Genomic DNA, 18810 nt, shown 5'->3' with positions numbered 1-18810 from the left:
TTCCAGTTATCCTTATAAATATAATAAAAAAGATGTATAAAAGTATTGAATTGTCATTCCGGCTAAACCATAAGGGGGGCTATAAAAACAGAATGACGTACTTATACGGTGGTTAAATTAAGTTTAATTTTTTCCACCTGTAAAACTTAGGTGCCTAAGGTGGTGGTAAAAAATAAAGATTACACTGTTTATAATTTACCTCTTAAGTCACCTGAGAACATCTAAGCTGTTCATACAGTCGTTTTTCGAATTGAGCGTTTATTTAACCATATAAGAACATGTAGCTTATATGTCCCTTCTATGCCTTATATGGTTATTGAAAAAAATATACTTATGATTTTCAGTGATTTATATTTGTTATTGTGGACTTATCGAAGAGCCTGGTTAACATTGTTTTAAGAGATATTTCGATAAGCTCAATGTGACAAAACATAAAAGGATCAGTTTTTTGTTACAACCTATTTCATTGTTATACCTGAAGAACTTTCCCCAACATTTCTTCCAGCGATGTTTCGCCGCAAACATGTTCTGTATTTTTCTTTTCAAAAACAATCCACTGGTTATTAAAACCATCATTCATTTTTGACATCAAATTCGATGCATTGGGTGTAAAACCAAAAGATGAATAAGTGCTTTCGTAATCTTCGCGTAAAATAGGAGATGCTATAATAGTTTCACCCGTTAAGTTGCCAATTACAGCCGCAACATCATTAGCGGAGTAGGCTTGCGGACCTTCCAGCTCGATAATTCGGTGCCCCTCCCAATCCTGAAGTAACAATGCAGCAGCCGTTTTACCAATATCAGCTACAGCGACCATGGGTACTTTTAAGTCGGTTGGATTTAAAAAACTGTGTAAATTACCTGTAGCAATTGCACCTGAGAGCGATCCGGTAAAATTTTCCATAAACCAACCCGCCCTTATTCCGGCAGTTGGAATATCAAGTTGTGTGAGTGCCTGTTCCATATCATATAACTTCCTGATTGCTCCAGTTCCTTCCGCTAAATGTGCTCCAATAGAAGAGAGGTAAACTAATTTTTTTGGATTACTTTTCTTTATTGCAGTTGTAATGGCTTCCAGCATTTGCAGGTGTTGCTCAATCGGGTTTTCAAGATCCAGGGCTGGGGGCGTCATAACAAAAATACTTTCTGCACCTTCAAAAGCTTTGGTCAACGATTCTGCATCGAATAAATCGGCTATGGCTACGTCAGCACCTTTATCTTTCCATTCGGTACCTTTAGCCGTGTTGCGTACAATTGCTTTTATGTCTTGCTTTTGTTCTAATAATAATGTTGCTGTTACGCGGCCAACATGACCGGTAATTCCTGTTATTGCTATCATAAATTTCGTGTTTACAGATGCAAAATTAGGGAGGTACAATTAAGGGAGATTTACCAAATGGTAAAAAGCAAGAACACAAACCAAATCAGAATGTGTTCTTGTTATAAATACTATTTTTTATGTTCAATATTGGGCAGAAAACCGGTAATAATACCAATAAGCGGTAAAAATGCACAAATTTGAAACACATATCCGATACTTGTTTTATCGGCCAGCCAACCTAATAGGGCAGAACCAACCCCACCCATACCAAAGGCAAAACCAAAGAACAATCCGGCAATCATGCCTACTTTTCCGGGTACCAGATCTGTGGCATAAACCAATATTGCAGAAAAGGCAGATGAAATAATTACACCAATTATTATTGCCAGAATAACGGTCCACATTAAACCTACATAAGGTAATAAAAGGGTAAAAGGTGCTACACCAAGAATGGATATCCAGATGATGTATTTTCTTCCAAAGCGATCGCCCAACGGACCGCCAATAACTGTTCCGGCGGCAACAGCAGCTAAAAAGCCAAAGAGATAAAGTTGCGATTGTTGTACTGAAACATGGAATTTATTGATCAGGAAGAAAGTGAAATAACTCGTCATACTGGCCATGTAAAAGTATTTGGAAAATATGAGTACCAGGAGGATTGATAAAGAAATAATGACCCTTTTCTTAGATAATCCCGGACCTTTCTCTGCCTGAGTGGCCACAGGATTTTTCATTTTGAGGTGTAAATGGCCTTTGTACCATTTGCCGATCTGGATCAAAACCAGAATCGCCAGTATAGCCGCTAAACTAAACCAGATAATATAAAACTGTCCGTAGGGAATAACAATCAGTGCAGCTAAAAGTGGCCCGATGGCTGAGCCGGCGTTTCCACCCAACTGGAATATCGATTGTGCCAAACCTTTTTTACCACCAGATGCGAGATAAGCCACCCTCGATGATTCAGGGTGGAAAATAGAAGAGCCGATGCCCATTAAACTTACTGCGCAAAGAATTAAAGTAAAACTCGAGGCTACCGAAAGCATGATTAATCCCATCAGGGCAAAACACATTCCGATCGATAATGAAAATGGTCTCGGTTTCCTGTCGGTATAAAAGCCTACAAAAGGCTGTAATAAAGATGCGGTTGACTGAAAAGTGAAGGTAATTAATCCAATCTGCGTAAACGAAAAATTAAAACGTTCTTTAAACAGGGGATAAATAGCGGGCACAACAGATTGTAGCATGTCGTTAAGAAGATGGCTAAAACTAATGGTAAACAGAATGGCATAAACTGTTTTTTGCGCAACGGCTTCCGGTTGCAGCGGGATAGTGGGTTGTAGTGTAGTTTTCATAATATATAATAATCAGATCATCTGATGAATTTAGATTTGGTGCATTTGTTATTGGCTACTTGTCTAATTGCTGTGTTGTTAAATTGTTAATTGTTTAATCGGTCAGTCGACGCAAGGCGCCTCACGCATCACGCCGAGTCGTTTTATTCTTTCATTTCGTGCTTTCATTCTCACAATCGTCATTTCGAGCGAAGTGCAACGCAGTCGAGAAATCTGTCCCGAGACTGGCAACTGGCTCATTGTTTAATCGGTTTAGTAGACGCAAAGCGCCAAACGCATAATGCAAAGCTTTCTATTCCTTCATTTTTTTCTTTCCCCACCTGGCGTTTCGCTTCATTGGAAATGACACTTTTTATATTCTGAACCTTGTCCACAACATTCCAACATTGAAACCTTTTAACATTAAAACATTCTTAATAAAAATCAGATCATCTGATGAATTTTCTCAAATTTTTATTTTGCAGCGTATTTCAAAATTTTCGCAGCGGTGTTCAGGGCTTTTTTAGGATCTTTCGCTATAATGTAATTTAATAATTGCTGGTGGAGCTGCTGTGTTTCTACAAAACTATCGGTGTTTTTATTAATCTCTTCGAACCAGTTTTTTAAGTGTAAGGAAGCCGTTTTATACAGATCCAACAGGATATCATTTTTAGAAGCCCGCGCTATGGCCACGTGGAAATTGATATCTGCTTCAATGCATTCTTTCAGCATTCCTGCTTTTCCCATTCGATCGCGTTCTGCCAGGTGTATGTTAATCTGTCCAATATCTTCCTGAGTGCGCTGTAGTGAAGCTTTTTCGGCAATTTTCATTTCGAGCATCTGTCTGATTTCATCAAGATCCTGGATTTTAGCCCTTTTCAAACGATGATCCATCGGTTCGTTATCACTACTGGTCTTGTTTACAAAAGTGCCAACTCCCTGCTGCACCCTTAGTAATCCCGAATTGGAAAGGATTTTGATCGCTTCGCGCACGGTTGACCGGCCCACACCAAATGCTTTCATCAGTTCGGGTTCGATAGGCAGTTTTTCGCCTATCTTATATTCGCCACCCGAAATCTGTTGCTGCAGTCTGGTAGCTACTTCTTCGGCAAGAGATTTTTTTTGGATCAATGAGTTCATAGCTTTTTATCATCATATCATCAGATGATTGCAAATGTAAAAGTTTTTACTAAAAAAAGAAATTATAATTTTTTAAGGCATAAGAAAAGCGGCCCCCATCCAGGATGCCGCTTACTCATTAAACTAACTACTTCAACATATTTATTTTATTTGCCAAGCCTCATAGGCCTGTATAATGCATCATCTAAACGCACCACCAAATCATCGAGATGTGCGCGTTCCATTTTACCCAATGGTTTCTTTAAATCGGATTTGCAGGTAACCAGCAATTGTTTAGCCTGTGTTTTTATAAGTGATGCAGCATCTCCATCCGATTTGATTAGTACCGGAATTAAACCAACCAGCTCATTAACATATATTTTCTGTAAAAATCTTCTGTTCGCACTGATCGGGCCACCTTTAATCACTTCGGCAAAAATGCCATTGTAGATGTCGTTCAAAAATGCGCGAAGGTCATAGGCTTTACTGCCAGTAGCATTTTCGGTTGCACGAAGTTTGTTAAAAAGCTTTTCATCCAGCAATTGCTGTAATGTTCTTTTCTGTATGGCCTGGATGCTGCTGAAATCGGCACTGCTTAAACGGTAAAGTTTTTCATCGCGTAACCACTCTGGCGTGGTAAAAAGTTCGTGGTTTAAAAAAGCAACAGCCTGTTTTTGTTTGTTAAGGGGCTCGAAACCATAAACCGCTGCATTATTGGTATTGCTGCCGGGTGTAAATTCCATGCCGCCAATATAGGCTGTGGCGTGTTTGATATACCAATCGTACTGATCAACCAAAGCTTTATAGATGTCGGCAGTACGATCGTAGGAAGCACCTGGAACCTGTGTCCATTTCATCAGGTTCTTTTTAATTAGTTTTAAATTTTTGATGCCGTAAGTTCCAGCCATTACGGCGTCGTTGCTCAGGTCTTCGCGCTGGTTCTGCGGATATTTTGCCGTAGGATCATCACCAATGCCAAAGCGCAGGCGTTTATTGGCACCAACTTTATTGGTAACCCAGTTATCGAGCGCTTTTTTCTCTGCATCAGCGTTTAGGGTATCGGGTAGTAACCGGTAACCCCATTCAACCGCCCAGGTATCGTAATCGCCTATTCTTGGGAAAATTCCGCTTTGGGCGATGTGATCTTCGGGTTGGGCAACATAATTAAAACGGGCATAATCCATAATAGAAGGGGTATGTCCATGTGCTTCTACCCAGGCCTTGTCGCGGAGCTGTGCAATGGTGGTGGTTGATGAAGATCCCCAATTGTGGCGTAAGCCTACCGCGTGACCAACCTCGTGCGATGAAACAAAACGGATCAGTTGCCCCATTAACTCATCGCTAAACTGTGGTTTCTGTGCGGTGGTGTCAATGGCGCCGGCCTGTATAAAATACCATTTGTAGAGTACTTCCATTACCGAGTGGTACCATTGAATGTGCGATTCGATAATTTCGCCACTGCGCGGATCCTGGAGCGAATGCCCCATGGCATTGCCAATGGCCGAAGCCTTGTAAACCATTACATTGTGCCTCGAATCGTTAATATCGAAGGTAGAGTCGGCGGGATCTACTTCTTTGGCCATAATAGCGTTTTTAAAGCCGGCTTTTTCGAATGCTTTCTGCCAGTCGTTTACCCCTCTAATAAGGTAGGGTACCCATTTTTTTGGTGTTGCCGGATCGATATAGAAAACAATAGGTTTTGCAGGTTCAACCAGCTCACCCCTGAAATAACGGGCACGGTCTTCAGGTTTAGGTTCCAGGCGCCAGCGCCAGATATTAGCCTGATTGCGGATATGTCCGTCTGCATCGTAACTTTTGTAATCTGCCGGGCTTACACCGAAAAAACCTACACGTTCATCCAATGATCTGCTTTTCATTGGGGTTTTAGAAAGCAGGATAATCGAACTGTTGTACTCGCCGGTTAATACAGTACTACCGGAAGTATAGGTGCGGGTGCTGAATACCTCGATATTTTTAGGATAGGCCTTTACCGAATTTAAAAATGAGCGATCGGGAGCAAACACACCCGGCATGGCCAGCATTTTAAGTCCGCTTAAATAACCAAATATTGGGTTATCACTATTTAGGTAGTCGGTAAGGTCGATTACGGCCGATTTTGCTTCCTTATTATAAGCTTTTACCGGAAAAATGGCGTAAATCGGTTCAAAATTATTTCCTGCCATGGCTTTAGTAAGCACAGGGTCGTTATCCGTAACACGATCTGTCGTACTGATTAACTTTAATGCTATTTTGTCTTGACCTGATTTTTCGAAACTGAACATGGCCTGTCCAATCCAGTCGTTGCCATAGCTGCAGAGGCCGCCAAGTGGATTTCGCCAGTCCTGAGCAGATTTGGTGATTCGGTTAACGGTAAAAATAGAACGCCCAAATAAACTATCCGGAATTTCGAAAAGATAACGGTCGCCTACCTGATGAACAAGCATAAAACCTTTGCTGGTTTTGGTGCCATCAGGGATTACTTCCTTATAAGGTTTAGGCTGGTTTGCGGGCGTTGCCGGTGGTTTTGGAAGGGCAGGAGGTGCTACGGCAGGTGTAGGTGTCGCCTTTTTAAAATTTTTGCGTTGTTGTGCCAATCCATTGAAAGCGCACACGGCAATTATGCTGAGCGATAAGGCTGCGGATAAAAAATAGGTTCTCATCGTACGGTAGAAAAAGGGTTAGTATTGCTTCTTTCGGGTTGTGCAGGATTGTGTAACCCAATGTAAAGTCGTTCGTATAAATCAGTTAAATGCGATGCGCCAATGCCCTTGTAAGATCCGCTTGCTGTTTTGATTCTTTTCATCAGGAATGTAGCATGCATACGCATTACGGATGATAGATCAGAATCGCTTTTGGCCATAGCCTGTACCAGTACAATCAATTTGTTTACATATACTTTTTGCAACTCGCGGCGGTTGTTATCAAACGCGCTGTGCTGGGCAAGTTCGGAAAATATTCCGTTTGATAAATCACTGAGGTAAGCCGAAGGACTATAACCTTTTTCGCCACTGCTTTCGGCCGTTACCAGCTTTGATAAGGTTTTGGCATCCAATAAATCGCCTAAAAGCTCTTTTTGTACTTTTCCTACCAGATCGAAATCAGTTTCTGTACGTGCATAAAGTTTAGGTGAATTAAGCCATTGTGGTGTTTTAAAAGCTTCCTGCTGGATAAATCTTAATGCCTCCTGCTGCTTAGCTAAGGATGTAAAGGTGAAAACTTCGCCTTTTTGATCGCTATTTTTAATATCGATATATACACCACCAATCTGGTTGGCTGCATACCGCAGGTACTGGTTGTATTGCGCTATCAGTTGTTTGTAAACATCGCCTGCAGGTTGATAACCCTGTCCTGGGGTGATGGTCCACGAAAGGAGGTTGGGTACTACTTTTTTAAGGTTGGCAATGCCTGATTTCCCTGCCTGGACGGCATCATTACTTAAATCGCCACTTTGGATCCTCGGATCAAGAGTAGTTCTGTTGATACCTGCAACGGCTTCTCCCGAATACATTTGCAGACCTTTATTGCTTCTATCAATGATCTGTTTGTTTAATGCCTTTGCTTCGGGAGACGGTAGCAATCGGTAACCCCAGTTGATGGTCCAGAGGTCACTTTCTGAAACCCGGGCCAATAAATTTTTCGGATCGATGGCATCCTGTGGTTGTGCAACATAATTGATCAGTGCCTGATCGGTAATGGAACCATTAAATGCATGGTTATTTAGCCAGTTGTTATTTCTGATATCGGAGATTCTGACTGCTGCAGATGCACCAGAATTGGCTTTTAAACCAAGTGCATTGGCCATTTGCTGGCTCATGTAAGCTGCAAGCAGCCGCCCCATTAGCTCAGTAGTAAACGTGGGACGGCGTGATTGCGGATCCAGGGCACCAGCCTGTATAAGGTATTGATTGTAAAGTTTATTTAAATCCTGCAGATAAAAATTAAGCTGCGCCTGAAGAATTTCTCCCGTACGTGGATCGCGGACGATATTTCCCCAGCTTTCGCCTGTACCCGGTTTGAAAATCACACCACTTAAATGGGCATTTTCAAGATAAACCTGGCTTGAATCTGCATCAGGCATTACCACTTCTATGGCATCTTGATATCCTGCTTTTTCAAATGCCTTATTCCAGCTTAACAGTCCTTCTGCTATATACGGAAGCCATTTTTTTGGGATCTGCGCATCAAGGTACATCCTGATCGGCGTTTTGGGTTTGCTTAATTTTCCTCCATTATAGTCTGCAGGGTTTGAAGGTTCCATTCTCCAGCGGTAAATGTAACCGAGGTTAACCACACCCAGTGGATTCTGGTCGAAATCAATATAATCAACCTGTTGAAAAGGAACGCGTTTATCAGCGGTACGGGTAGCCATTAACTGTTTTGGCAGGAGAATCATCGAACTGTTGATCTCAAAGGTAAAAGGAGCGAGGGTAGCACTTCCTTTAGAAACCGGCTTGTTATAGGTTCTCACCATACGGATAAACAGGTTATCTGGGTATCCTTTAACCGACTCGATATAGGAGCGGTCGTTCAGCATCATGCCAAGCCCGCTAATCATTTTAACCTGCTGCGCAAAACCAAAAAGTAAATTATCCTGGTTAAGATATTCGGTAAGTTCGATTACTGTAGTATGGGTACTGTCGTTAGTTGCTTTAATGGTGAAAGACTGTAAAAGCGATTCAGAATTGTTGCGCTCCAGCGAACGTTTCATACCATTAAAAGTGGTGTCGGTTGCCCTTTCTTTGTAACTTTTCATTTTTACAAAAAGTTTGTTGCCAGCACTTTTTTCAAAGTGAAATAGATTTTCGCCGATAAGGTCGCCTGAATAACCGAAAGGATTATCGGCGGAGCGGAAATCGGCCGCAGCCCGGCCCAAACGGTTTACGGTAAGGATTTCCCTGCCTAAAAGTGAATCGGGGATTTCGAGGTAATATTTATCATCTACCTGATGCATGCGTACAAAACTGTTATAGGTTTTTGCTTTGCTGGTAATGAGTGCTTTATAGGCACGCATGCGGGCGCCTGCACTGTTTGCCGTGCTGTCTTTTACCTGCGCTGAGGCAGAAATTGAGAAATATAGGGCAATAAGGGTCGAAAAGACTTTAAAATAAAGTCGGCAATTGGTCTTTTTCATGAAGGTTTGTTAAATCAGGCTACCGGAATACAGCAGCCTGAAAGGTGTTACTGGTAATTTGGTGCCTGGGTTAAATTCGGGTTTAATTGGATATCGTTTAACGGGATCGGCCAGATTTGTTTCCAGCTTGCCCAGGTGCTGCCTTTTATGGTTGCGGCAGCCGTCATCACTGCATCAATTCTACCGGTGCGTTTCAGGTCGTAAAAACGGTGACCTGATTCGCTGAAAAGTTCTGTGCGTCTTTCCTTTAAAATGGCATCCATACAGGCATCAGGCGAAATTGTTGCTGGATAATCGGGAAGGGCACCCGCAGGAGTAGCTGGTCTGGCCCTTTGGCGTATCAAATTAAGATCCTGTACCGCTGCGGTTACATTATTATTTTGTTTTAAACGTGCTTCTGCGCGGATGAGATATTGTTCTGCAAGACGGAGCTGGATCAAAAATTCGGTTCCGTTTACCACCGATTTATATTTAGCAGGATAATAAAACTGACCGTTTACCGGTGCGGTGGAGGTGGTTTTTAAAACGGTCCAATTTGCAATTCTTTGGTCATTGGCCTCAAAACTGTTTAATAGTGAAGCGCTCATGGTACCCGGACTGATATTGGCCAATGCAACCTGTGTTGCGTTTACAGCAGGAGCAGTGGTATACAGGTAATAATCGCGTACCACGCTTCCTGTAACCGGCGCAATGGCCCAGATGGTTTCGTTGCTGTTGGCTAAAAACACATTGGTAAGTGCGGGCAACTGGTAAAGCGCGCTATTGGCAATTACTTTGGTGGCTTCAGCTTCTGCTCCGGCATAATTTTCCATGTATAAATACACACGCGCAAGTAATGCAGCAGCTGCGAATTTATTGGGGCGTGTGCGGTTGGGGGTAGTTGCGCTGAGGCCGTCAAGATAGGTTTCTCCCAATAAACTTTCGGCTTTTACAAGGTCGGCGGCCATTTGTGCATATACCTGTGCCTTTGGTGCCCTTGGAAGAAAATTGGTTATAGAATAATCTGAACTTAATGCCAGCGGAACATCGCCGTATAGGTTTACCAGATCAAAATAACTAAAGGCACGCATAAACAATGCTTCACCCATCCACTGGTTGTAACGGGCAAGATTGCCTTTATGCGATTCAACATTCTCTATGGTAAGGTTGCAATTGTAAACCTGACGATAAAGTGTAATCCATTGTGTTGAATTGGTTGAAGTAAGTCCGTTGAGGTAAAACTGCGAGGTAGTAGCCGCAATAGCATTTACGCTGGCTGCCTGTATCTGTGTTAAATCATCGGCATATAAACCGGTACGGAAACCGATCGTTTCGTATTGTGTACTTGCTCCGTTATAAAGTATACTTCCGGCCGCGGTGCTAAAAATACCGGTAAGTACTGCGCCTGTCGAATTATCGTTCAGGTAAGCACCTTCTGTAGCAAAGCGATCGGTAGGTAACGGGATTTCCAAAAACTTTTTACAGCCACTCAAAAGTATACCGAAAAGTGCAAGGGCTGTGAATATATAGATTTGAATAGTTTTCATATCGTTGAAAATTAAAGCGTAACGTTTAAACCAAGGTTAAATACTTTTAAAGGCGGAAGGGAAATCAGAGAGAGATTTTCGGGATCCAGATCGCGGTATTTTGAAATCGTTAAGAGGTTTTGTCCCTGCAGCGTAACGCGAAGGTTGTTTACGTGCAGCCTTTTCAGGTATTCCTTAGGTAACGAATAAGATAAACTCAGGTTCTGCAAACGGGCATAGGTAACACGTTCGTAAGCACCGGAACTCTGTCTGAATATAGATGTGCCAAAGGCACTGCTAATAAAACTTGTTGTTGCTTTGGGTACGTTTGTTTCATCACCAGGTTTCTGCCAGCGATCTAGCGCCCATGTAGTAGTATTACGGTCAAAATAGCCAGGCAGGTAACTCAATTGTCCCTGAAAATTACTACCCATTTTGTTGACCAGTGCTACCGAAAAATCTAAAGAGATAGTTTTGTACGTGAACGAGTTGGAAACACTTCCGAAATAACGGGGTGCAAGATCTATATTAATGGTTTTATCGTTAACGGTTAACCCAGTTAAATAGGCACCTTGCACACCTGCAGCATTAAGGTAGTTGTATTCACCTGTTTGGGGATTAACGCCCACATAATTATAAACCTTGATGTTGCTGACCGATTTACCCAATGCATAGTTAAAGCTTGGGGTAAGATACTGTTCAGGCATCGAAATTACTTTGCTTTTAGGTAATGTCATTACCGCACTGGTAGACCAGCTGAAGTTTTTTCCACGGATATTGGAACTTGATAAGCTAAATTCAAGTCCGGTATTCTGTATCAGAACCGGCGAGTTTAGCGTAACAGTTGCAAATCCTGTAACATTGGAAAGAGGCTGACCGATCAGCTGATCTGAAACTTTATTTTTATAGTAACTGGCATCAACCAGGATACGGTCTTTTAAAAAGCCGAGCGAAATTCCGTAATCCTGTTTTTTATTGGATTCCCAATGAAGGGTGCTGTTGGCTAAAGCGCTGGTGGTGAAAACCGTATTGTTTAAATATGGTGTCCCGGTTGAATAAGTAGCCAGGTAAGCATAATTTGGTATGCCATCGCCTCCGGTGGTACCATAACTTGCACGAAGTTTACCAAAACTTAAGAAGGGAAGATTTTCTTTAATCAGTTTTTCTTCGCTAAAGATCCAGCTTCCGCCAACGGATCCAAACCAGCCAGAACGGTTTTCCGGCGCAAATTTGGTAGATCCATCATATCTCGTACTAAAGTTAATGATGTATTTATTCGCCCAGTTATAGTTCAGGTTTCCAAAATAGCCCATATAACGGGTTAACGATTTATTGAAGTTGGTGGTTACCGTTGTTCCTGCCGATGGGTTATTTAAACGGGCATCGGCCACAAAACCTGTTCCGGTAATCTGGTTCTGATAAATCATTTTATCCTGATAGGTAGCACCTGCAATGGCGGTAATGTTACCGCGTTTTCCCAATGCCCTGGTATAACTGGCATAAGGTTCGAAAGACCAGGTGCGGATGTTGTAAACATTGCTTGCACTATTGGCTTTAGCCGTTGCAGCAACATCATTCGGGGCAAATACCGTGGTAGGAACCTGGCGCAGCTCGTTACCCGTAAGCAGGTTATAACCTACAAGGGCTTTAATGGTTAGGCCTTTTACGGGTTTGTAAAGCAAAGTGGTATTACCCAAAAGGTTGTTGGTTACGCCACGGTAATCGGTATTGATGTAAGCGTATGGATTGGCATTTGAAATCCAGTTTAAACTCCCGTCGGGATTAAAATACGAGGGCCCGTTTGGTGCACGCAAAGTTGCCGCATCGCCCGAAAACTCATAAGGCAACATGGTATTTACTGTAGAATTGAACAGGGTAGATACCGTTATATTGAATTTTCTATCTTTTGTATTGGTACTAAGGTCAACTTTAAGACCTCCATCACGATTGTATCCTTTAGATCGGAGTACATTACCCTGATCATTAAAACTGCCGCTCATTGAGTAGCTGCTTAGTTCGCTGCCACCGCTGTAACGCAGGTTTACACGGGTACTCCAGGCCTTGTAATCGGTAAGTTCTTTAGACCAGTTGGTTTCTGCATCCAGTGGGTAGGTTCCGTTAAGATCAAGATCTGCTGGCCCAACAGCCAAACCATCATTTTTAAGTGCTTCACGGCGTAACATCAGGTAGTCTGCTGTTCCCAGTAATTCGGGAAAAGTGCCCACCACACTTAAACTGCGGTCAAGGTTAACATTTAAAGAAGGATCGCCGTTTTTATTGTAACTGCCTTTTTTAGTGGTGATCAAAATTACGCCATAAGCTCCCCTCGATCCGTATATGGCGGTTGCATCTGCATCCTTTAATACGTCGATGCTTTCAATATCTTCCGGATTCAGGTAATTTAAGGCATTTCCACCCTGTTGTGCAAGCGTACCTGTACCACGGTTATTGCTTAACGTAGGCAATCCGCCCGATGTTCCGTTAGGATTAAAATTGGTTCCTCCGGCAGGGTAGGGCACCCCATCAACAATATATAAAGGATCTACATTATTGAAGCCGTTAATGCCCCGGATTTTTACATTAAACGATCCGCCAACCTGCCCTGTATTTTGTATAATCTGTAAACCCGGAACCTTGTTCTGGATCATCTGCAGTACATTGGGAACAGGGCTTTTTGCCAGTTCTTCGCTGGTAATGGTATAGGAATTACCCGTGCTCAATCTTTTAGAGGTGGTGGTATAAGCCAAAACCTGTACCTGATCGAGCTGACTGTTGTTTTCTTCAAGGGTAATATCCAGCCTGCGGCTTTCTGTAATTTTAACTTCTTTACTGAGGTAGCCCAGGTAACTGAATACCAGGCTGGTATTTCCATTGGCCAGCAGTGCGGTGTAAGCTCCTTTAATATCCGAAATCCACACCTGTTTACCGCCGGTACCTTTTGCGGTAATGGTTACGCCGGGCAATGCACCGCCATCTTTGGTTGTAATTTTACCTGTAACCAGGATGGCGGCTTTCATTCCAGTGGTTTCCACAAGGAGTTTTGGAGCGGCCTTGCTGATCACAACGGTATTGTTTACCATAGAAAATTCAAGGTCGGCACTCGATAAAATCCGGGTTAAAGCCTCTTTTAAAGGAACGTCTTTTAAACTTACTTTAATCAAAGGGTAATTTTTGAAAAGCCCCGAATTGTAGAAGAAAGTGTGGTTGGTCTGTCTTCCGATCCGCTCCAGGAGATTTTCAATACTGATGTTTTTTTCAGAGATACTGATGTTCTGACTATATACCGTGGCGCTTACCTGTATACAGCAAACGAACATGATCAGTGTGAATATCTTCATTATCTTCGATAGTTTATGGTAGCATCTGGTGACTGCATACCATGGTTGATACAAAGTAGAAATTTGCATACTTTTGTTTGGTTGGGTTGATGGTTATAAGAAATTAGTCGATTTTTGAAAACGACGCCTGACTGTATTATCCGGAATGTGTTGACGCACATTCCGGTTTTTTTGTCAAACAATCGGCAATCCTTTACCAGCCTGGCCAGTTTCGGATCGTGTTTGTATTATTCTTTTCTAATAGACGATTATTTTACGTTCATTTATTTTAAAGCGGATTCCCCCGCGTTTTAGGATTTCGATTACCTCCGAGAGGTTTTCTGTTCTTGAAACCTTGCCACTAAAGTGTTCCTGAGGGATTTCGCCCTGATAAATCACTTCTACATCGTACCAACGGGCAATCTGGTTCATGATTTCGGGTACTGAAGCATCTTCAAACTGAAACTCACCTTCTTTCCAGGCCACAGCGAGTTCAGTATTTACATTGGTGAATTTTTGGATTTCCTGTTTTCCGTTTTGAGTACCGGCAGCCTCACCCGGCGATAACAACACCGATTTTCCCTTTGAAGAAACTTTTACAGCACCTTCAAGAAGTGTGGTTAGCTGGATTGCGTCGCCCTGATAATAATGCACATTAAAATGTGTGCCCAATACTTCAATCTGTTCATTCCCGGCCTGTACAACAAACGGAATACGCGATTTTTTATCTTTCGCTTCCAGGTGTGCCACTTCGAAATAAGCTTCTCCCTTTACTTCAACATTACGCTGGCTGGCATTAAAAACTTCGGGATAACGGATGCTCGAAAGCGCATTAAGCCATACATGTGATCCATCGGGCAGCACCAGTTCATATTTTGCACCTTTAGGCGTACTTAAAGTATTGTACCGGTTTGATGAAAGATTCCCGCTTACTGGCGAATACACAATTACACCCTTGTTTTTACTGATCTCTATACCTGTTAATCCAGCCAGTTTGCCATCAGCAGCAGTATCGAGCGATATTATTCGTCCATCTGCAAGGGTAAGCACCGCCTGATCGCCACCCGGTGCAATATCATTTCTGAACAGGGCATTTCCCAACAGCGCGTTACGTTCTGCAGACTGTTGGTTATTAAATACCACGAAAACAATACCTGCAACGAGGAGTATTGCTGCAGCGGTACTCAGTAGTCGCCAGTTGAGCCACGAAAATTGCTTTACTTTTGGTTCATCAGCAATCATTTGCTGCGTTTTGGCATATATGCGCGAGCGGACCGCATCCTGATCCCGCCCTTGCTGAAAAGGCAGCTGTACCGAAGCGTACCAGAATTCTACTTCGGTACGTTCTTCTTCAGTTGCTGTTCCTTCGAGATATTTTTTAATGAGTTCTTGTTGCACGTTAAATTTTCTATAGGTTTTAAGGTATATCGTTTATACTTTTAAAAAGTACCATCCGGTTTTAATTTTTTTTAAGAAAACTGAAAAAAACTTTAAAATATATCGGATAAGCGGCTGGAATTAGCCTTGAATTAGAAAATTATAGAAAGAAATTAAAGATTGATAAGGCAGTATTATGATTTTATCCTTAAAAGCATAGAGATTCCGAGCATCAGCAGGGAAGAATCGTAAGCCATGATGCGTTGTTTTAAACGCTCGGCTGCACGGTGGCTCTGATTTTTGACAGTTTGCTCCGATATGCCCAGTTTTTCAGCAATTTGTGATACCGAAAGTTTAAGTTCGCGTTTAAGATGGTAAATTTCGACCATTCGTGGTGGCATCAGGGCAAGTTCCTCATCGATGATTTTTTGAAGTTCGCCTGCAATCATTTGCTCATCTGCAGCCAGGGCATAGTTTTGAGGTTTTTTAGCAAAACGATCAGCATAACGCAAACGCACTTCATCTTTCCGGTAAACATCGAGAATTTTATGACGGAGCACACCATAAAGATAAGCCTGTAATTCGCTTTCCTTTGCCAGCATGTCGCCGTTGTTCCAAAGCACTACAAAACATTCCTGTATCAGGTCTTCAGCCATGTCCTGATCGTTCAGTTTGCGCAGGGCATGATGGTAGAGTTGTGCCCAATATTTTTCAAAAGCCAGTTCGAAAGCCTTACCCTTATTTTCAGGGGTGCTCACCATTGAACCGCTTTCCGGAAGTATGGGCATGGGATGTGAAGTTAATTAGGTTGTTGAATGGCCTAAAATATAAATTTATAACTGAAATACAATTATTTTACCCGCTACAACGCAGTTTTTGTAAAAAATCTGTTGTAATGTCTTTCCTCAAAGGCGCAGGTATTAGCAATTGCTTTACAATGATTCTCTCTGAGTAAAAATTACCGGTCGAGCCATTTTTTAAATTCCGATACCTTGTTTTTACTAATCAATATGGCTTCTTCGGGTTCAGGCGAAACCACAATCTTTAACTGATTTTTGCCATAAACATAAATGGTTTTAATGCAGTTCAGGCTGATGATAAACTGCCTGTTGGCACGGTAAAAAAGTTCGTCATCAAGCTGTTTCATCAATTCATCCAGGCTTAATGTGGTCGAATATTTTTTGTTGTGATACGTTATGATATTTACAGTTGCGCCATCTAAAAAGAAAAAGGCAATTTCAGTTACCTCAAGATGGATCAACTCATCTTTTAAATAGGTGATAATTCTTTTCCGAACAGTTTCTTTGTCTGGATTTAACTTAACAGTCGCATTTTCCTGCTGTAGCTTAGCCAGTTGTTCATTTAAACTGCCCAGGGTATTTACTTTTTCGTTCAAGGTGCTGATTTCCAGCGAAACCGCTTTTTCATACTTGCCGTAAATCTGTCTGATCAGCAATAAACAGCTACCAATAATAATCAGGGCCGTAGCCAAAAAACAAACCACAAACCGGGTATAAAGGCCAGAGAGTTCTGTTTGTAGTACTTCAATATTGGCATGTGCCGCCACCACCCAATCGCTGCCCTTAACCGGCTAAATATTCACGATTTCTGAACTCCTGTTTTTTGCCTTAGGAAAACTCCTCGTACCGCCAATACTTTTTTGTTGGGCAATGGCTTCGTTAAAAGGAATTGATCCATTACCAGATAGAAGCATCGAATTGCCTGCTGCTATTTTCTGCCCGATCAGAGCCGGGTTGGGGTGACAGCGTTCTATACCGTTTTTATCATACATACAGATAAACTCGCCCTGTGTATCGGTATTTTCTATGCTTTGCTGCAGGTTGTGGATTACCTTTTCCTGCGGAAGGCCACTCTGCAGTTGTTGCTCGAGTAAGCGGCCAATTTCCCTGCTTTCTCTGGCACCCGATTCCATTTTGCTGGCCCATAGTTTTTCAGCAGCGCTATTATAGAGGTAACGAAAAGAAAAGTAACTGATCAGCATTACGGTGATGCTTACGGCAACAAAAAGTAGAATATGTAATCGCCCTTTTAACATGTGAGGTGGTAAAAAATCTCCAGACTGAATTTAACCGGAGTTGCGGGCTCAAGGTCTTAAAAAGATCGGATTATTCAAAGCGCTTAATTCGCCTTTAAGCTTAAATTTATCCCTTTCGCAGAACTATAATAGGTTAAAGGAGGCTGTATGACTAATTTTGGTTGATCAAAAAGAAAATCCATGAAACTCAAATTTAAAATCGTGCTCTGTATCCTTGCCCTGGTTTTGCTGGCACAACTGATCAGGCCGGAAGAGATAAGTTTAGCAAAAACACCCCAGGCTAAAGCATTAACTGGTGTACCCCAAAAAATAGCAAAGATATTGGAAACATCGTGTTTCGACTGTCACTCTGACCAAACCCAATGGCGTTGGTTCGATCGCCTAACGCCGGTTAATTTCCTGGTGGCATCACATATCCGTGACGGCAGAAAATCCCTCGATTTTTCGCATTGGGATTCGCTTGCTACTCCACAGCGTAATGCCATGTTATATTTTGCCTTAAACGGCATCCTCTCCAAAGAAATGCCTTTAAGCAGTTACACTGCGTTACATCCTGCAGCAAAATTGAATCCTGAAGATATTGATTTGTTAAAAACATATCTGTTAAACAATGCGGTAAGCAAACCCGCTGATGTAGAAAACGCAGAAAAAGCAACAGAAAAACAAGCTGTTCAGGGAGTTAAAAAATCACCAAACGGGATCGCTTACCTGCCAGATTACCGTAACTGGAAAGCAATAAGTACCACCGAGCGTTTCGATAATGGCACCATCCGCATCATTTTTGGCAATCCGGTAGCGGTAGAAGCCATCCGCACCGGCAAAATAAATCCATGGCCTGATGGAACCATCTTCGCTAAAACTGCCTGGAAACAACAGAAAGCCAAAGATGGCAGTGTTTACGCAGGCCAGTTTGTACAGGTAGAGTTTATGATCAAAAATGCCAAACAATATGCCCATACAAAGGGCTGGGGCTGGGCCCGCTGGAAGGGCGAAAACCTGCTTCCTTATGGTAAAACGGTAAAATTTGATACCGAATGCATTAGCTGCCACAGGCCCGAACGAAATAATGATTATGTATTTACCACACCACTTGCCATTAATGATTTAAATCGAAAATAAAATGAAAATATCATTCACCGTAGGAATATTTTCCTTCATTATATTATTAATCGTGAGCTGCAAACCACCGGTTTCTGATCGCATTAATAAAGAAGCTTCAAAAATTAGCATATCCAAATTACCCGAAAATCCTTTGGAGTTGACACCTTTGGCCGTTAGCCTGCAACCTGAAGCACAAACAATGGCTACCCTGTATGGTAACAGCACTGCCGCCAAACGCCTGAAAGATGGAGCAGATTATGCTGCAGGTTCGGTACTTTATCTGGTAACATGGAAAGGAAAGGCCGATCCGGATTGGTTTGGGGCAAAGATTCCGGATAGGGTAATAACTGTAGAGCGCATTTTTATCGGTCAAAACGGAAAGAAAAACTATGCTTTTTTCAAAGGACCGGCGCACAACACAGGTTTAGAAATGAAAAAGGATGATAGGGAATCTGCAATCCTTTCTATACCGGTTGCTATTTCGCCCTAACCAAAATTTCTTAAAAAAAATACTTAAAAATACCAAAAGCCATCGCATTGCAATGACTTTTG

Annotated in this window: 13 protein-coding genes; 2 read left to right on the top strand and 11 right to left on the bottom strand. The window is 42.2% G+C overall.

The features are described from left to right. Nucleotides 1–469: 469 nt before the first annotated feature. The 11 genes from DRW42_RS02815 to DRW42_RS29040 all read right to left on the bottom strand — a co-directional run bounded on the left by DRW42_RS02815 (nucleotide 470) and on the right by DRW42_RS29040 (nucleotide 17157). Nucleotides 470–1339 carry an NmrA family NAD(P)-binding protein gene (locus DRW42_RS02815; RefSeq protein WP_113947328.1) on the bottom strand — a complete coding sequence of 290 codons (870 nt, stop codon included), beginning with the start codon at nucleotides 1337–1339 and terminating at the stop codon, nucleotides 470–472. Between the two features lie 110 nt (nucleotides 1340–1449). After that, entirely contained in the window at nucleotides 1450–2673 is a 1224-nt protein-coding gene (locus tag DRW42_RS02810; protein ID WP_113947327.1) for an MFS transporter, read from the bottom strand. A 453-nt stretch (nucleotides 2674–3126) separates the two neighbouring features. Then, nucleotides 3127–3792 carry a FadR/GntR family transcriptional regulator gene (locus tag DRW42_RS02805; RefSeq protein WP_113947326.1) on the bottom strand — a complete coding sequence of 222 codons (666 nt, stop codon included), beginning with the start codon at nucleotides 3790–3792 and terminating at the stop codon, nucleotides 3127–3129. 146 nt (nucleotides 3793–3938) lie between these two features. Beyond that, nucleotides 3939–6431, bottom strand: a complete 2493-nt coding sequence (locus tag DRW42_RS02800; RefSeq protein ID WP_113947325.1) for a zinc-dependent metalloprotease — start codon at nucleotides 6429–6431, stop codon at nucleotides 3939–3941. Continuing rightward, a complete protein-coding gene (locus tag DRW42_RS02795) occupies nucleotides 6428–8902 on the bottom strand; it encodes a zinc-dependent metalloprotease (RefSeq protein WP_113947324.1) in 2475 nt (824 codons plus the stop codon). Before DRW42_RS02795 ends, DRW42_RS02800 begins: the two co-directional genes overlap by 4 nt. A gap of 47 nt (nucleotides 8903–8949) precedes the next feature. After that, a complete protein-coding gene (locus tag DRW42_RS02790) occupies nucleotides 8950–10428 on the bottom strand; it encodes a RagB/SusD family nutrient uptake outer membrane protein (protein ID WP_113947323.1) in 1479 nt (492 codons plus the stop codon). A gap of 11 nt (nucleotides 10429–10439) precedes the next feature. Beyond that, a complete protein-coding gene (locus tag DRW42_RS02785; protein WP_158544262.1) occupies nucleotides 10440–13745 on the bottom strand; it encodes a SusC/RagA family TonB-linked outer membrane protein in 3306 nt (1101 codons plus the stop codon). 237 nt (nucleotides 13746–13982) lie between these two features. Further along, nucleotides 13983–15122, bottom strand: coding sequence for a FecR family protein (locus DRW42_RS02780; protein ID WP_113947321.1), 1140 nt, complete (start codon nucleotides 15120–15122; stop codon nucleotides 13983–13985). Nucleotides 15123–15295: 173 nt separating this feature from the next. Beyond that, nucleotides 15296–15889 (bottom strand): RNA polymerase sigma factor, encoded by a 594-nt coding sequence (locus tag DRW42_RS02775; RefSeq protein ID WP_113947320.1) that lies wholly within the window; start codon nucleotides 15887–15889, stop codon nucleotides 15296–15298. Between the two features lie 170 nt (nucleotides 15890–16059). After that, nucleotides 16060–16668: a LytR/AlgR family response regulator transcription factor gene (locus tag DRW42_RS29045; protein WP_208643482.1), complete on the bottom strand. Its 609-nt coding sequence runs from the start codon at nucleotides 16666–16668 to the stop codon at nucleotides 16060–16062. A 24-nt stretch (nucleotides 16669–16692) separates the two neighbouring features. Next, complete coding sequence (locus DRW42_RS29040; protein WP_208643481.1) at nucleotides 16693–17157, bottom strand: hypothetical protein; 465 nt, start codon at nucleotides 17155–17157, stop codon at nucleotides 16693–16695. A 180-nt stretch (nucleotides 17158–17337) separates the two neighbouring features. On the opposite strand from DRW42_RS29040, the gene DRW42_RS02765 reads away from it, so the two are divergent. After that, complete coding sequence (locus tag DRW42_RS02765) at nucleotides 17338–18276, top strand: cytochrome P460 family protein (RefSeq protein WP_113947319.1); 939 nt, start codon at nucleotides 17338–17340, stop codon at nucleotides 18274–18276. 1 nt (nucleotide 18277) lies between these two features. Further along, on the top strand, nucleotides 18278–18748 hold the full coding sequence (locus DRW42_RS02760; protein ID WP_113947318.1) for a hypothetical protein: 471 nt from the start codon (nucleotides 18278–18280) through the stop codon (nucleotides 18746–18748). Nucleotides 18749–18810: the final 62 nt, after the last annotated feature.

The organism is Pedobacter miscanthi (assembly GCF_003315595.1).
GTDB classification, from domain to species: domain Bacteria; phylum Bacteroidota; class Bacteroidia; order Sphingobacteriales; family Sphingobacteriaceae; genus Pedobacter; species Pedobacter miscanthi.
Note: the sequence above shows the minus strand (reverse complement) of the source record. Positions and strands in the feature narration are given on the sequence as shown.

Excerpts from the sequence above, each read along its gene's own strand:
- DRW42_RS02805 (WP_113947326.1), bottom strand. The coding sequence starts at position 3,792 with ATGAACTCATTGATCCAAAAAAAATCTCTTGCCGAAGAAGTAGCTACC.
- DRW42_RS02800 (WP_113947325.1), bottom strand. The coding sequence starts at position 6,431 with ATGAGAACCTATTTTTTATCCGCAGCCTTATCGCTCAGCATAATTGCC.
- DRW42_RS02760 (WP_113947318.1), top strand. The coding sequence starts at position 18,278 with ATGAAAATATCATTCACCGTAGGAATATTTTCCTTCATTATATTATTA.
- DRW42_RS29040 (WP_208643481.1), bottom strand. The coding sequence starts at position 17,157 with ATGTTAAAAGGGCGATTACATATTCTACTTTTTGTTGCCGTAAGCATC.
- DRW42_RS02775 (WP_113947320.1), bottom strand. The coding sequence starts at position 15,889 with ATGCCCATACTTCCGGAAAGCGGTTCAATGGTGAGCACCCCTGAAAAT.
- DRW42_RS02790 (WP_113947323.1), bottom strand. The coding sequence starts at position 10,428 with ATGAAAACTATTCAAATCTATATATTCACAGCCCTTGCACTTTTCGGT.
- DRW42_RS02810 (WP_113947327.1), bottom strand. The coding sequence starts at position 2,673 with ATGAAAACTACACTACAACCCACTATCCCGCTGCAACCGGAAGCCGTT.
- DRW42_RS02765 (WP_113947319.1), top strand. The coding sequence starts at position 17,338 with ATGAAACTCAAATTTAAAATCGTGCTCTGTATCCTTGCCCTGGTTTTG.
- DRW42_RS02785 (WP_158544262.1), bottom strand. The coding sequence starts at position 13,745 with ATGAAGATATTCACACTGATCATGTTCGTTTGCTGTATACAGGTAAGC.
- DRW42_RS02815 (WP_113947328.1), bottom strand. The coding sequence starts at position 1,339 with ATGATAGCAATAACAGGAATTACCGGTCATGTTGGCCGCGTAACAGCA.
- DRW42_RS02795 (WP_113947324.1), bottom strand. The coding sequence starts at position 8,902 with ATGAAAAAGACCAATTGCCGACTTTATTTTAAAGTCTTTTCGACCCTT.